Origin of the sequence: Capnocytophaga sp. FDAARGOS_737 (assembly GCF_009730375.1) — a bacterium.
Classification (GTDB): Bacteria; Bacteroidota; Bacteroidia; order Flavobacteriales; family Flavobacteriaceae; genus Capnocytophaga; species Capnocytophaga leadbetteri.
Genome location: NZ_CP046316.1, coordinates 791,013 through 808,022, shown reverse-complemented (window position 1 = coordinate 808,022; position 17,010 = coordinate 791,013). Strand labels below are relative to the sequence as shown.

At 40.5% G+C, this 17,010-nt stretch carries 6 protein-coding genes; 3 read left to right on the top strand and 3 right to left on the bottom strand.

What is annotated here, in order from left to right; genetic code table 11:
* Positions 1-38: 38 nt before the first annotated feature.
* The 3 genes from FOC45_RS03425 to FOC45_RS03415 form a co-directional block, all read right to left on the bottom strand.
* Positions 39-10,622: a gliding motility-associated C-terminal domain-containing protein gene (locus FOC45_RS03425; RefSeq protein WP_155846592.1), complete on the bottom strand. Its 10,584-nt coding sequence runs from the start codon at positions 10,620-10,622 to the stop codon at positions 39-41.
* A gap of 216 nt (positions 10,623-10,838) precedes the next feature.
* The gene (locus tag FOC45_RS03420; RefSeq protein ID WP_009392606.1) at positions 10,839-11,879 is read right to left on the bottom strand and encodes a ferredoxin--NADP reductase; all 1,041 of its coding nucleotides are present in this window, start codon (positions 11,877-11,879) and stop codon (positions 10,839-10,841) included.
* Between the two features lie 21 nt (positions 11,880-11,900).
* Positions 11,901-13,364 (bottom strand): S41 family peptidase, encoded by a 1,464-nt coding sequence (locus tag FOC45_RS03415; protein WP_009392608.1) that lies wholly within the window; start codon positions 13,362-13,364, stop codon positions 11,901-11,903.
* Between the two features lie 214 nt (positions 13,365-13,578).
* Here FOC45_RS03415 and mutL point away from each other — a divergent pair, with 214 nt between their 5' ends.
* The 3 genes from mutL to FOC45_RS03400 are packed head-to-tail and all read left to right on the top strand — an operon-like array spanning position 13,579 to position 16,939.
* On the top strand, positions 13,579-15,417 hold the full coding sequence (gene mutL / locus FOC45_RS03410) for a DNA mismatch repair endonuclease MutL (RefSeq protein ID WP_009392610.1): 1,839 nt from the start codon (positions 13,579-13,581) through the stop codon (positions 15,415-15,417).
* Positions 15,418-15,432: 15 nt separating this feature from the next.
* On the top strand, positions 15,433-16,182 hold the full coding sequence (locus FOC45_RS03405; RefSeq protein ID WP_009392612.1) for a rhomboid family intramembrane serine protease: 750 nt from the start codon (positions 15,433-15,435) through the stop codon (positions 16,180-16,182).
* Between the two features lie 19 nt (positions 16,183-16,201).
* Positions 16,202-16,939 carry a carboxypeptidase-like regulatory domain-containing protein gene (locus FOC45_RS03400; protein WP_009392614.1) on the top strand — a complete coding sequence of 246 codons (738 nt, stop codon included), beginning with the start codon at positions 16,202-16,204 and terminating at the stop codon, positions 16,937-16,939.
* Positions 16,940-17,010 lie beyond the last annotated feature (71 nt).

Here is a 17,010-nt window from a genome sequence, read left to right as displayed (position 1 = left end):
ATGCTAAACAGCCTCTTTTTATTTATTAGGTATTTGTACTATCGTTTGATATATAACCAACCTACTTCACTTCGATTTTGTCTATTCTCATCGACATATTCGATAACGTAATAGTAAGTGCCTTGTGGTAACTTATCAGAAGTTTCTACTACTACCCTACCATTAGAGAAGCCTCTAAATACGCGAGTTACGTTGTCATAACCTTCTGTTTCAAACACTTTTACTCCCCAACGGTTATAAATACGTACCACATTATCTGGGTAACGATTTATACCTGCGATATGGAAGTGTTCGTTCTTACCATCACCATCTACTGACATACCATTATAAGGTACTAGCTTATTCACTACCTCGATAGTAACGGTAGCTGAAGCACAGCCATCGGTATTGCAAAGCTCATACACAAAGGTATCAATACCTACAAAACCTGTATGTGGACGGTATTCGATAGTGCCGTCAGGATTTACTACTGTCGTACCATTAGTAGGATTAGTTACTACATTAGGTGCTGTAGCTCCGTTTGGCGTATCGTTAGCCAGTACACTAACCACTACTGGTATATCTATAGGAGTGGTAGTACGATCATCAGCTGCTATTGGCAATACTGGAGTAGTGCTGGTAGTTGTAGCACTTACTGTTACCTCTACAGTTGCTGTTGCACAAGCTGTTGGCGTTGCTATAGTACAAATTTGATATGTTAACGTATAAATACCTGATGGGGTATTGTTTGGTACTATTACATTACCATTAGCCGTATCAATACGTGGTACAATAGCTCCTGTTGGGGTACTTACTTGGCTAATTGTTACATTACTTGTTGTAGCCGATGTAGTACCGCTAACTGTATCGTTTGTCAATACATTACCTACTGTTTGAGTTCCTGTACCTGAATATGTAAACTCATCAGGAATTGCTTGAACGGTAGGGGTTGGCGTTACTGCTGGTACGGTTACTTCTACGGTTGCTGTTGCACAAGCTGTTGGCGTTGCTACGGTACAGATTTGATATGTTATAGTATAAATACCTGATGGGGTATTGTTTGGTACTATTACATTACCATTGGTTGTATCAATACGTGGTACAATAGAGCCTGTTGGCGTACTTACTTGGCTAATCGTTACATTAGATGTTGTAGCCGAGGTGGTACTGCTAACTGTATCGTTTGTCAATACATTACCTATTGTTTGAGTTCCTGTACCAGTATAAGTAAACGTATCTGGATTTGCCTCTACAGTTGGTGTTGGCGTTGCTGCTGGTACGGTTACCTCTACTGTCGCTGTTGCACAAGCTGTAGGTGTTGCTACTGTACAGATTTGATATGTTAGCGTATAAATACCTGATGGGGTATTGTTCGGTACAATTACATTACCATTGGTTGTATCAATACGTGGTACAATAGCTCCTGTTGGGGTACTTACTTGGCTGATTGTTACATTGCTTGTAGTAGCCGATGTAGTACCACTAACTGTATCGTTTGTCAATACATTACCTACGGTTTGAGTTCCTGTACCTGAATATGTAAACTCATCAGGAGTTGCTTGAACGGTAGGGGTTGGGGTTACCGCTGGTACCGTTACCTCTACAGTTGTTGTTGCACAAGCTGTTGGCGTTGCTACGGTACAAATTTGATATGTTATAGTATAAATACCTGATGGGGTATTGTTTGGTACAATTACATTACCATTGGTTGTATCAATACGTGGTACAATAGTTCCTGTAGGCGTACTTACTTGGCTAATCGTTACATTGCTTGTTGTAGCCGATGTAGTACCGCTAACTGTATCGTTTGTCAATACATTACCTATTGTTTGAGTTCCTGTACCGGTATAAGTAAACGTATCAGGGTTTGCCTCTACTGTTGGTGTTGGCGTAGCTGCTGGTACAGTTACCTCTACGGTTGCTGTTGCACAAGCCGTCGGTGTTGCTACGGTACAGATTTGATATGTTAACGTATAAATACCTGATGGGGTATTGTTTGGTACTATTACATTACCTGTAGCTGGATCAATACCTGGTACAATAGTTCCTGTAGGTGTACTTACTTGGCTAATCGTTACATTGCTTGTTGTAGCCGATGTAGTACCGCTAACTGTATCGTTCGTCAATACATTACCTACGGTTTGAGTTCCTGTACCGGTATAAGTAAACGTATCTGGAGTTGCCTCTACAGTTGGTGTTGCCGTTACCGCTGGTACTGTTACCTCTACAGTTGCTGTTGCACAAGCTGTTGGCGTTGCTATAGTACAAATTTGATATGTTAACGTATAAATACCTGATGGCATATTGTTTGGTACTATTACATTACCATTAGCCGTATCAATACGTGGTACAATAGCTCCTGTTGGAGTACTTACTTGGCTAATCATTACATTGCCTGTTGTAGCCGATGTAGTACCGCTAACAGTATCATTTGTCAATACATTACCTACGGTTTGAGTTCCTGTACCTGAATATGTAAACTCATCAGGAGTTGCTTGAACGGTAGGGGTTGGCGTTACAGCTGGTACTGTTACCTCTACGGTTGTTGTTGCACAAGCTGTAGGTGTTGCTACTGTACAGATTTGATATGTTAACGTATAAATACCTGATGGCGTATTGTTCGGTACAATTACATTACCATTAGTTGTATCAATACGTGGTACAATAGCTCCTGTAGGCGTACTTACTTGGCTAATCGTTACATTAGATGTTGTAGCCGATGTAGTACCGCTAACTGTATCGTTCGTCAATACATTACCTATTGTTTGAGTTCCTGTACCTGAATATGTAAACTCATCAGGAGTTGCTTGAACGGTAGGTGTTGGAGTTACCGCTGGTACTGTTACCTCTACTGTCGCTGTTGCACAAGCTGTAGGTGTTGCTACTGTACAGATTTGATATGTTAGCGTATAAATACCTGATGGGGTATTGTTCGGTACAATTACATTACCATTGGTTGTATCAATACGTGGTACAATAGCTCCTGTTGGGGTACTTACTTGGCTGATTGTTACATTGCTTGTAGTAGCCGATGTAGTACCACTAACTGTATCGTTTGTCAATACATTACCTACGGTTTGAGTTCCTGTACCTGAATATGTAAACTCATCAGGAGTTGCTTGAACGGTAGGGGTTGGGGTTACCGCTGGTACCGTTACCTCTACAGTTGTTGTTGCACAAGCTGTTGGCGTTGCTACGGTACAAATTTGATATGTTATAGTATAAATACCTGAAGGGGTATTATTCGGTACTATTACATTACCATTAGCAGTATCAATACGTGGTACAATAGCGCCTGTAGGCGTACTTACTTGGCTAATTGTTACATTAGATGTTGTAGCCGAGGTGGTACCGCTAACTGTATCGTTAGTAAGTACATTACCTACTGTTTGAGTTCCTGTACCTGAATATGTAAACTCATCAGGAGTTGCTTGAACAGTAGGTGTTGGAGTTACCGCTGGTACTGTTACCTCTACGGTTGTTGTTGCACAAGCTGTCGGTGTTGCTACTGTACAGATTTGATATGTTATAGTATAAATACCTGAAGGGGTATTGTTTGGTACAATTACATTACCATTAGTTATATCAATACGTGGTACAATAGCGCCTGTTGGAGTACTTACTTGGCTAATCATTACATTGCCTGTTGTAGCCGATGTAGTACCGCTAACAGTATCATTTGTCAATACATTACCTACGGTTTGAGTTCCTGTACCTGAATATGTAAACTCATCAGGAGTTGCTTGAACGGTAGGGGTTGGCGTTACAGCTGGTACTGTTACCTCTACGGTTGTTGTTGCACAAGCTGTTGGCGTTGCTACAGTACAGATTTGATATGTTAGCGTATAGATGCCTGCTGGCGTATTGTTCGGCACAATTACATTACCATTGGTTGTATCAATACGTGGTACAATGGTTCCTGTTGGAGTACTTACTTGGCTAATCGTTACATTGCTTGTTGTAGCCGATGTAGTACCGCTAACTGTATCGTTGGTAAGTACATTACCTACTGTTTGAGTTCCTGTACCTGAATATGTAAATGTATCTGGATTTGCCTCTACAGTAGTTGGCGAGTATATATTCACAGTTACTGTTGCTACATCGCAGTTGGTAGTAGCAGTAGGTACACCTGACAAATCTTTCTCACAAATCTTATAAGTAATAGTATAAGTGTTAGCAGGTGTTCCCGCAGGTACTACTACCCCTCCTGTAGTAATATTAATATAAGGTACAGTGCCTGATGGGGCTGCTGGAGTAACTACACTTAGAGCTACATTGCCTATAGTAGCCTGATTACCATCAAGAGTATCTGAACCTGATGGAGGATTATTAAGCACATTGCCTATAGTATATTCAGTGGTAGTTACTACGCCAGCAAAACTATCGTCATTAGCTATTATTTCAGCTTGTTTTACAATAGTAAGAGTAGCTGTATCGCAAATCACTGGGGCTGCTATCGTACAGATACGATACTCTACGTTATAAGAGCCTGCTGGAGCAGAAGCTGGCACCTGTAGTGTACCATTAGGATTTATAGCCAATCCTGTTATACCACTATTATAGGTGATAGTAAGCGTTGTATTGGCAGTAGTTACTGAAGTAACTCCTGTAGGAGCTCCATAAATATCATTTGCGAGTATGTCTACGCTGCCTCCTGTTTTAGGCAAGGTCTTCACACCGTCATTTACAGCTTTAAGAGTCACAACCTTCACTGTAGCAATAGCTGTACTACAGTTAGTAGGATTGTCTTTTTCGCATATTTTATAACTAATAGTATAAGTACCCGCTGGTGTATTAGGGAGTACTGTTATTGTACCATTAGTATTAGTAGCCATATGAGCAGGCGCTGTACCCCACGTTAGATTTACCTCTGAAGGATTGATAGGTGCAGTGCCTCTTAAGTCATTTTCAAACACAGTAGCAGTAGTAGTGCCTCCTGAGAGTCCCGTTATAGTACCCAAATCATCAGGTTTAGCTTCTAATCTAGGAGCTACTACCACAGTAACAGTAGCAGTACTACAATCTGCAGGGTTAGCTTTAGCACAAATACGATAGCTAATTTTATATTCACCTATAGGTGTATTGGCAGGTACTTCTACATCACCATTATTTTTCACTACTGGTACAGTACCTGTTCCTGCCGAAGTAATATTGCTAATACTTACAGTAGCAGTAGTAGCGGTTACCCCTCCTACTTTGTCATTGCTTAATATATTACCTGTTGTAGTAGCCGTTGTAATAGGTGCAAATACTTTATAAAGATCGTCTTTAGCTACTATATTGCACACAGTTACACTCACTGTTACATTAGCTTTCTCGCTCTCACAACCTGAAGACTGTACTAAGCTTACTTGATAAATACCGTCTTGTAGCGTATCAGTATCTGTCAATGCTACCCCTGCACTATATACTTTTACAGCATTAGTTGCCATAGCATTAATCTTCAATTTAAGATCTAACGCTGTAGCTGGTGCACAGAAGTACTGAGGGGTTGTAACCGTAGGCGCATTAGGCGCTGGAGTTACTAATACAGTAACTGTTTGTGTTGCCTCGCAAGCATTAGTTCTTTTTACCTTTAACAAGTAGGTAATTGTTTTAGTAGCTGTAATATTAGCACCTGCATACGAAAATACGGGTTCTTTGCTATTAACATCTGACAAGTGTGCTAAATCACCTGCAGTAACAGCTTCCCAAGTATATCCTTCATAGGTAGGAGCTTGTGTGTTGTACACTATATTAGTTTTACCTATCTCGCAAGCAGTAACAGTAGCTACTAATCCTGTGATAGTTGTAGGAGCAGGTGCAGCTACTACTTTATCATTACACAAGCAAGGGTTGAATGTATTTCTGATAGATAGATACAAACGACAAAGTTGGTTTTGGTCTAACGATATTGTCTCGGTTCGGGTAGCTGTAGCCCCCGCTGCCAATACTAAGTTAGCAAGAGTAAAATCTTGCAACTTATTATCTATAGCTTCCTCTACGATACCATTATTATTAGTATCATCATACAAGCTCACTTTCAGGTCGCCCGTATACGAAACAGTAGCTGTAGTAGCATTTTGCACTACATATTGTATAGTTACTTTTTCTTTATTGCCTTCAGCTACAGAGCTGAGTTGTACATTCTTAATAACCAAATCAGCTCTTTCTAAAGGTATAGCTACCTCACCTCGCTTGATAGTAGTTTCTACTACCACTGGCGGACAAGTGATACCTGACTGACAAACAACACCTTCTACCGTGTCTGTAGTGTAGTACTGAAGTTTCCTCTCTTCCGCACAATTAGCAATAGGTGTATTTGCTTTTTGTTTTACTTTTATAGTATATTCAAAATAATCATCGTGCTCCATTCCCGAAGGAATTTTGATACTCAATTCAGTATTAGTACCTATCATCTTAGTAGGTGGTGTAGCTAAAGCAGCATCAGCAAAAGAACTTTTACTTTTATTGCCAGGAGTAAAGCTACCTGCTACATATTCAAAGCCTTCAGGAATACGTATTACTACTAATCCGTTAGTACCTGTTTGGAAATTATGTGCTGGCGATAAGTCGATAATCTGGTGTTTGCCTTTAAATTCAGCATAAGAGGTTGCACAAGCATTAGCATTACCACCTGTACTTACTAACTGATTATTTACTTTATATTTATTAGTATCAATACCTGCTATACCCGCTATAATAACCTTAGTTTTATCGCCTTCAGCTGGATTACCACATAGGTTATTACCCTCTATATCTATATCGAATGAAGAGCCTGCTACAAAATCGCAACTTGGTTGTACATTGAAGGTTAGCTTCAGGTTACGCTTATCCAAAACGGCTGGTTCTGTGATAGCCCCAGGCAAACTCTTATTAGGCAAAATAGCCGACAAATCGTAAATAAGTTTATTACCTGCTTGAGAAAAACCTATAGCAGGGGTTGAAGTCTGTGTATAGTAGTTACCACTATTTAGCGGATATTCTACTGTCACATCCGAAATAGTAATTCCAGTCTCTTGCACTACTACCAATTTAGCGTCGAAAAGGTCGCCCTCATCGCCACTATTTACGGTATATTCGTACTTAGTTTTCTGACACATAGGTATACTACCCACCTTATCCGGACTGCTTTCCCCTGGGTTTGAAGCGCTTGGTCTAATCTGTTTCAAACTCTTAGCTATCTTGACATTGTAGGTTATCTTCTGGTCGTGACAAGTTCTTCTATATCCTTGAGTAGGGTTCTCATTACAGTTCCAACCTGCATATACATCAAAGGTAAGATTAGGGTCATTACAATTGGTTATTTGGTACTCTAAACGATATCTTTTATCAGCATTTTTAGCAATAATACCGTTATTTCCTGCATCGCTTAAGAAATACATCTTTTCCCCTGTGATTGACTGAGGGGTAAAAGTGTTCACCACATTGCCTAAAGCATCTATCTCAGTAAGTTTAGTAATGCTAATACCTGTTACATCAGGTACTGATATCCATCCGTAAGGGGCATCAGATACACTAGTATTAGTAATTCTAAAATCAACGGTTTGGGTACGCTGATTAGCTGTAACGTTCTGTGGTGTCTCAGTAATGAGGTTGATTGCTGGTTTTTCAGAATATCTTATCCATTCTTGATAAGGCTCTTTCTGTACGAGTCTATTGGTTTTATCGGCATAGTGATAGTAAAAATCTTCAAAATCAATTTCTACCTTAGCCATTTGGTTATCGGCTGAGGCTTGTGTAGTACTCTGAAATATTTTAGAATCGCAAGTAGCTTGTAGCCACGTGCGTATCGTCTCGCCATAAGCATTTTCTACCGATATATTCCCCGGATTAAGGTAGCCTGCTGCCCCCTTAGCAGGGTTGATATAGGTATAAGTTTTATAAGTGCCGTCATTACTCATCGTGAAATTGGCAACAGGTATAAGCACATCATTTTCTACCCACTCATTTGATTTTCTGATATATGAGTATTCTACAGGTTTCACCATATTATAAGAGCTCGGTATAATTATTTTGAGCGTTTTAATACGGCGTGTAGGGCGAAACTCATTCGTATAGTAGGTACCTGCAGTACCAAAACGGCGTGCTAAATACACCTGATTAGCACCGATATTCGTTACCTCACAACCTTTTATATTATACGGGTTTGTACCGATTATCTTGTAAGTTTCGGCTATATAAAAAGGTGGTGTAAGTTTAGCGCCACAATATCTCGCATTAGTGTGATAGCCCTCAGTAGCAATGGCATTGTCTGACGGATTATCAAGCATATAAAAGAAAGTCTTACTACCTACTTGTATATCTTGTACATTATTGCGACTATTAGTGGTATTAGGGTTATTAACCTGATAAGTAGCTACTACTCTAAACTTATCTCCTACAGCTATACCAGCTGAAGGCAGAGCTGAAGAAAGATTCCAACGGAAATACTTAGTATCACTATAGGTACCTGAGGTAACTATAGCCGGTGAGGCTTGCAGCGTAACTGTAGCATTGCTGCCTACTGCTATAGCAATACTCTTAGGTATAAGGTTTGCTTTTGTGTTTACCTGTGCGTGATAATACAAGTTCTTAGTAATTACGCCTCCTTGCTCTCCTTCCGATATAATTTCTATATCATCTAAGTGAAGGGCACGACTGCGGTCTATAGCCGATACATTAGCACGAGTCTGGCGTGTATTCATCGTATAGTCTGTCCAACCGTACGAATTATCAGCACGTTCTGCCTTAGTGCTTAGCATTTTTGGCCCATTAGTACCACAAGCTCCTGCACATATGGCGCTAATCGAAGTTTGATTGCAGATAAGAGGAAACTCGCAATAGGTATTGGTATCTCCATTTTTATCTAAATAATAGATACTATACTTTAGAGGCAAATCACCTGAAGCACAAGGAGTAGTGAGTAGCATATCAAAAGTGATGTAGCCCTTAGTACCATCAGTAGTAGTATAAGAAAGCGTACCTCCTTTAGCTACATCAGGGATGAGAGCAGTAGGTGTTGTAGAGCCTTGCCCAAAACCATCTCCCTTATAAAATTTTATATTTTTAAGTTCTACGCCTGTAGGTAATACAATTTCATATCTAAATCTTCTATCTGCAGCAGTATCTTTTCTTCCGAAACCTTTTACAATATGCTGCGATATAATAGTATGATGCCCAAATGACAGATACCCAAATACAGAGTTGTTTTGCGATAACGAAGCAGGAAACTTAGAGTTATCCGATATACCTGTTAGCAGTCGTCTCAAAGTACTATTAGTAAGAGCTTGTGCTGCTGATTGTATCTCAGTACCACAAGCATCTTTATAAGTAAAATTAGAATGAGGCGACACACTAAAGGTTCCCTTATCATTTTGCAAACAAACAATAGGCTGATTTTTTACCATATCAAAACGTATGATAAGTTTGCCATTGATAGGCAAATCATCTTTAAAGCCATCACCATCCACGTCAGTAAGCCCTATATCTTTACCTGCCAAAGCTGTAGCCGATAAAGCTGCCAAATCTTTAAATGGTATTTCCCTAGGGGTAGTTTGGGTAGTGGTAGGTGTCATCGAATTGATAGGTATTTCTGTCCCGTCTGTAGCTACGATACGGAAATTAGCCGGTATATGATTTTTAAACCCTTTATCACTAAGATAAGGTGTTATATTCATCTGCAAATCATAGGCTGTAGCATTACCACTTCCTTTATTGATATACTGAGCGGTAAAAGTTCCTAAAGTAGTACCACAAAGACCATCTCCCCACTGAAAATAACTATTATTATAATCAATGTCTAATACTATATTGGGCGTACCTGTAGTTACGTTGATAGCGCGTGCTCTATCGCGTGCTTGGTATAATACTGAGGCACTCTCACCCCAATAGGCTTCGTATACTATTTGCCGATTCGAGTCACAGCCTACTACACTGTATTTCTCAGTGATAGTTATCTCGTCATTCAACTTAAAGCCTGTAGGCGACACTATTCTATATAGGGTAGCCCCTGTATTTTTGCCTACTCCAGAAGGAACGGTACCTACTGAAGACACTGCTGTACCGTTATAAGTCAGTTCATTACCGGTAACACCATTAGGATATTTTATAGAAAAATAAATTTCTTTTACTGTACCATTACCGGTATTTCTAAGTCCAAAGGTTTTAACACTACTACCCGAAGCATTATTATGGGTAGGCTCAGCTAACTGTACTACTATGTTAGGGATAGGCAAAGTGTATTGATTAGAATCTTTAGCGTCTACCCCTCCGCCAGAAGTTACTTCTACATTATCTTTAAAAATAGTACCTGCAGTTTGCAAACCTGCCAAAGCTGCTTTAGTTACTTTTCTTTTGATAGTAAAAGTAAGAGTACCTGCTCCTGAAATAGCAAACTTAGGAGTACCTGCAGAAGATGAACCTACGTGTGATATTGTAGGTGTACCACTAACTTTATGTAGTGAGCTCGCTACATACTCAATTCCTGTAGGAAAAGTAATTGTAACTGTTGAAGTTGCCGAAGGCAATGTAACAGTTACCGTCAGTGTTCCTGCTTCAAAATTTCTGTTAGCAAAGTGTACTGGGTCTTCAGCTAACGGTTGCGATAGCATAGACTGAGCAGATACCTTGCCCAGAGAAAATAATAATGCAATAAGCATTATCCTAAAAAATACATTTTTCATAGTCTATTTTATTTCTCTTTTATTCGCGTTTATTCATAACAAAGGGCGGCAAAGGTACGAGTTTTATACCTTTGCTGTCCTTCATTAAGATTGCTTTTTATTATGATATCATCAATAAAAAATTATTGTATATACCATAACTTATCCCTTTGTTTTATTGTATCATTTTCAAGGTGCAAAATTACAAAATATTTATCAATTAGCAAATAAAATTTATTAACTCTCAAATTTTATTTTTATCTTATTGGTAGTAGCATACGCTTGGCAGCTTAGTATATAGCCGTCGGCGACCTCTTTTTCGCTTAGGGTTTCATTCTTCGCCATTTTGGCTTCCCCCTCCTCTACTTTGGCTACACAGCTGCTGCACACCCCATTCAAGCAAGAATAAGGAGCATCATAACCTCGCATCAGTGCCGAACTGAGCAGCGTCTGGTTTTTAGCACTCTCAAAAGTATGCGTTTGTCCGCCCAATCGCAGTGTGATTTCTACATTACCCTGTAACTGACTGTAGTCGGTATCAGCAGGCGATGCCTCGAAGAGCTCAGTAAAAATACGGTCTTTATCTATACCTCTTAGCAAAAGCATCTCTCGCAGGTCTTTCACTAATTGGGTAGGCCCACAAGCGTAATAGCGCCCCCAGTTGAAGTCTTTATATTTTTCAAATAGTTCATTTACTATCTCATCATTGATACGCCCCGTATAGTGGTCGCCCCAAGGCTCTTGACTAAAGGCGTAATGCACCTTGAAACGTTCAGGGTACTGCTCCTTTAGAGCTTCAATCTCATCAAAAAACAAGGTTTCTTCTTTCGACTTATTACCGTAGACGAACACTACTTTTATTTGTGTCATCGCCAAAGCCGTCTTGGCAATACTCATCATAGGGGTTACCCCACTACCAGCCGAGAAGAGCATAATATCCCTATTACCAAAAATATCGTAGAAGAACACAAATGAACCCATCGGGGGCATCACCTCTATAGTATCACCCTCTTTGAGTTCTTGGGTAGCGTAGGTAGAAAACACCCCATTGGGCACGCGTTTCACCGCCACACTCAGCTCACCTTCATTAACGCCTGAGCAGATAGAGTAAGCGCGACGCACTTTCTCTCCATTGATAGTTTGCTGTAGGGTGAGGTACTCGCCTGCCTCAAAACTAAAAACTTTGCGCAAGAGGTCAGGCACTTCAAAGGTAATCATCACCGATGAAGTAGTAAGGTGTGTTATTTTAGCAACTTTAAGTTCGTAAAGTTTATTCATTTCGTTTTTTGTCTTTTGTCTTTACTTATACATTTCGTTATACCCGAAATAGGCGTCTTTAGAGGTTGTCAAAACCTCATAAGAGAAAGGAGTAGTACTGGGTCTGCGGCTCTGGGCTGTGCTACGGCTACCGGTTATTTGCGCTATAGCTTCAGCTAAGAAAGGTTCAGTAGGGTCGCCGAGTGTGCCAATGTTAGCTAAATCTTCTTCCATCGGTATGTCGGGCACTAACCCCTTAGTATAATCGCTAAAGCCTTTAGAGTTCTCTATACTGAGCACTATAGGCTGCATAGCCCATTTGTGCTTAGGGTTCTTTACTTTTCCAGCTTTGTCTATATAATCATAAATAGTGATAGACCCTTGGTTTTTGCCCACCGTAGTCTGTCCTATTTGTGTTATAGGCATATAGGGCTTCAAGCCGTTAATTACCAATTCGCTAGCAGAAGCAGTACGCTCGGTAGTGAGCACGTATAGCTTAGAAAGCTGCAAGCTGTGTATGGGGGTACCGTCTTTCATCTTATCGGTTAAATACTGCACCGTAGCCCCTTGCAAGTTGGCTGCGGCTTGCATCTTAGTATTCCATTTCTCTTTAACAAAAAGCTGCCCTTGGTGTTGCCCTGCTATCATCGATGCCAAATATACCGCTGTATCTATACTCCCCCCGCCATTGTAGCGCAAGTCGAGTACTAAGTCAGTAGCTCCTGCCGCCTTAAACTCGGCAAAAGCCTCATTCAGTTCCTTGTTATAATTAGCTATAAAAGCGTTGTACATCAGGTAGGCAATCTTATGCTGCCCAAGTGTGATAACCTTTTTTATCAGCACAGGGTTCTCTGGCGTTTCGGTGTTGTGTAGCGTAACGGTATGCCCTGTAGGCTGCAATATGCCTTGCTGGTCGATACGATAAATATCAATAGTATAGGTTTTGTTCTTCAGCAGTTCGTTTATATTAGTTTTCGTGATGCGCTGCCCGTTGATAGTGAGGAAGATATCACCTCTTTTCAGGCCTTGTTTATCGGCATCGGAATTAGGTATCACATAATTCACAAAGCCCGCAGCATTAACCCCATTCCTCATCAATACATACTGAGAGTCCATACCTGTACTTGCCGAAATACCTTTGAACTGGTTTTCTAACTTCACATAATCATCGGTGATATAGCTAAAGCGGTCTATTTGTTTGTATCTATTGAGCAAACCTCTGTAGAAAAGAGCTTCAGGACTGCCGAAACTCTTAAGGAATTTAGTATAATCAGTGTTCTTTTCTGCTTTAGTAGTCGAGAGTTTTCCGAAACGATTGTCCTGCAGATTGCTAACCTCTTCTTGCCACAAATAGTACTGATTAAGTCCTTTCCATATAAAGTCGCGTATGCGCAAATCAGTGTCAGAGCCTATGTAGTCAGAGCCCGTAACTATTTGTTCTTCAACTTCTTTAACACAAGAAATCAAACTAATAGCGACTAATATACAGATAAATAAATGCTTCATTTTCAAAATATTTTTCTGCGAAAGTAAGACTTTTTTTATATTTGCACAAATTTTTATAAGAATTAGCTGGTTAGATGTACTAAGATTAGAGGCTCATCCTTCGGTGATCCTTCGGTGATCCTATAGTGTAAGTATATCCAAAGTAAAGGTAAGATATAAAGGATTTTTTCTGCTTTTCTAATTTGCTAATTTTCTAATTTGCTAATCAAAAAATATGTCAGATATAATAAAATTACTCCCCGACCACGTAGCAAACCAAATAGCGGCTGGCGAGGTGATACAGCGTCCGGCATCGGCAGTAAAAGAACTGATGGAAAACGCTATCGACGCTAAGGCTACCGTCATCAAACTTCTTATAAAAGAAGCGGGCAAAACCCTCGTGCAGGTCATTGATAATGGTATAGGTATGAGCACTACCGATGCGCGTTTGTCGTTTGAAAGGCACGCTACCTCCAAAATACAGCGCGCCGAAGACCTTTTTCAGCTACAAACTAAGGGGTTCAGAGGCGAAGCTCTTGCCTCAATAGCAGCTATTGCCCATATTGAGATGCAAACCAAGCGCCAAGAGGACGAATTAGGTACCGAAATACATATAGAAGGCAGCAAAATAACCCGACAAGAGCCTTGTGTGTGCAATAACGGCACAAGTATAGCGATGAAAAACCTATTTTTCAACATACCTGCTCGCCGCAACTTTCTAAAAAGCGATAGTGTAGAGATGCGCCATATACTCGATGAGTTTCACCGAGTAGCTTTGGCACACCCCTCTATTCAATTTTATCTGTACAACAACGGCAATGAGCTGTATAACCTGCCCCCTGCTAACTTCCGTCAGCGCATCGTGCATCTGTTTGGCGGACGTACTAACGAAAAATTAGTACCTATCATCAGCGAGGATACTCCTGTGGTAAAAATCAGCGGTTTTATAGTAAAACCTGAGTACCTGCCTAAGAGCAAGCAACTGCAATTCTTAATGGTTAATCATCGTTTCGTGAAGAACCAATACCTCAACCACGCTATCACCGCTGCCTACGAGGGGTTGATACGCCCTGACCAAAAGCCTGAGTTTTTCATTTGTTTAGAGGTAGACCCTGCTACTATCGACATCAACATACACCCTACCAAAACTGAAATAAAATTTGAAGAAGAGCACAGCATCTACGCCCTGCTAAAGTCGGCAATAAAGCACAGTTTGGGGCAGTTTAGCATTGCTCCTACCCTCGATTTTACTAAAGACCCTACTTTCGATATTCCTTATCAGTACAAGGATAAAGAGCCGTCTTTCCCTAAAATAGAGGTAGACCCCGACTTCAATCCTTTTAAGATGGAAACACCTGCAGTAAAAAGCAGCAGTGGTGGGGGCGGCAATAGCTTCAGTTTTCAGAAAAAAACCGCCCAATGGGAAAGCCTGTATACCGGTATCGAGTCGGCTATCAATACGACTGCTGAGGCGGTAGAAAGCACGCTGTTCGAGGCTGAACCTGCTAAGCCTCAGGGTAAGAAAATCATCAGTTTGGCTAAAAAATACCTCATCACTACTTTGGGGGGCGAACTGATTATCATCAACAGCAACAGGGCTCACCAGCGCGTGCTGTACGAGGGATTTATGAAGAGTTTGGAGAGGACGCACACTGCCAGTCAGCAGCTGATGTTCCCTTACGAGCTTTCCTTTTCGGCACACGAATTGCAGGTGATAGCACAGCTGCAAACTCTCTTCGAGAGCATAGGCTTTATGTTTGCTATCGAAGATGACAAAATAGTGCTTAGCGGCATTCCTTTACACCTGACAGACAGTCAGATACCTAATATTTTCAACGAACTTATTCAGCAGCACATCGAGCTATTACCTACTACCGAAAACACTCAAAAAGAAGCCTTTGCAAAGACCCTCAGCAAGAGTTTAGCCATCAAAACGGGACAGGCGCTCAGTGAAGAGGAACAAGAAAGTTTGATAAATAATTTGTTTAGTTGTCAAGAAGTATTAATTTCGCCTTTTGGAAAACGTATTTATTACAACTTGTCAGTAAATGAAATAGACCGTTTGGTTAATTAACTTATCAAGAAAAATATGGAACGAATATCAAAAACAGTTTTACACCTCATTATTATCAATACTTTGGTTTTAGTCCTTATGGTATTGAATGAAAAGGGATTATTTTTGCCGCAGACAAATCTGACGTACTTGTTTTCGCTGCATTATTACGAAATGCCTTCCTTTCATTGGTGGCAGTACCTCAGCTATATGTTTATGCACGGGGGTATCTTCCATTTGCTTTTTAATATGTATGCGCTGTGGGCATTCGGCACACCACTCGAAAATATATGGGGGCGTAATAAGTTTCTGTTTTTCTACTTTTCTTGTGGTATAGGGGCGGCCTTGCTACAAACAGGAGTTAATTATTACTACGTACACCAAGCGGTAAATGCTTTAGCCGAGGTAGGCATTCCAGCCGAAGAGACTATCGGACTCATACGCGAAGGCAAATACTCGCCCGAATGGGGTAATATCATCAATTACAGTACCTACAAAAGTATGTACGACACTCTTGTGTCATATACTGTGGGGGCTTCAGGGGCTATCTATGGTATTTTAGTAGCTTTTGCAATGTTTTTCCCAAATGCTAAGCTAATGCTTTTCTTTGTGCCCTACCCTATTGCAGCACGCTATTTCATACCAATCATTGTGGCTTTAGACCTCTTTTCAGGGGTTACCGGCACCCCTATTTTCGGAGGTAATATCGCTCACTTTGCTCACGTAGGGGGTGCCCTTGTAGGCTTTCTGATAATGCTCTTTTGGCGAAAAAGAAGCTTTAATTAATTGAAAATTCATAATTACTATGCGTTTTTTGTATTTCTTAATCATAGCAAGTTGTTGGGGGCTAACGGCTCAGGGGCAGTCGACTATACACGGCAGGGTTATGCACGACACCATTCCGCTGGTGGGGGCGCATGTGCTCAATATGCACAACAATGCGATAACCACCACCGATGCTAATGGCTATTTTAGCCTCAGTGCTCGCGAAAACAGCACGCTAAAGATTAGCTACGTAGGGATGCAAACTACCTTTCACAAAGTAGTGAAAGCCGATTTTGGTTTTTCGGGGATACTCATCGCTATGAAAGAGGATATCAATCAGTTAGAGGGGGTAGAAGTATCAAAGTACCGCAAGATTACGGCGCAAGATTTGGGTATATTACAGCACAAACCCATAGAACGTACCTTTGCCGAGAAACGCCTTTACAGCGCTACCCACAGCGGAAGCGGAGTATTGAGTATTGATTTGGTTGTGAATGCTATCACAGGAAAAACCAAAATACTCAAAAAAGTAGTTGCTAACGAAAAGAATTTGATAGTAGCCGAGTACATAGTAGCGCACCTAAGCGATTTTATGAAAAAAGACCTCAAACTGAATGAAGAAGAGATAAATGTTTTGGCCTATTTTGTAATGGAGCGCCCTGATTTTCACGATTTAGTACGAAAAAAAGACAATAAGCCAATGGAGTTTCTACTCATTGAGGCGTGGGGCGAGTACAAGAAATTAGCCGACACGTCAATTAAAGAGTTAGAAAATTAAAAATTTGCTACTTAACAAATTTGCTAATTCAAATATTATTTGTATCTTTGCTGAGGAAAATAGAAGAGAAA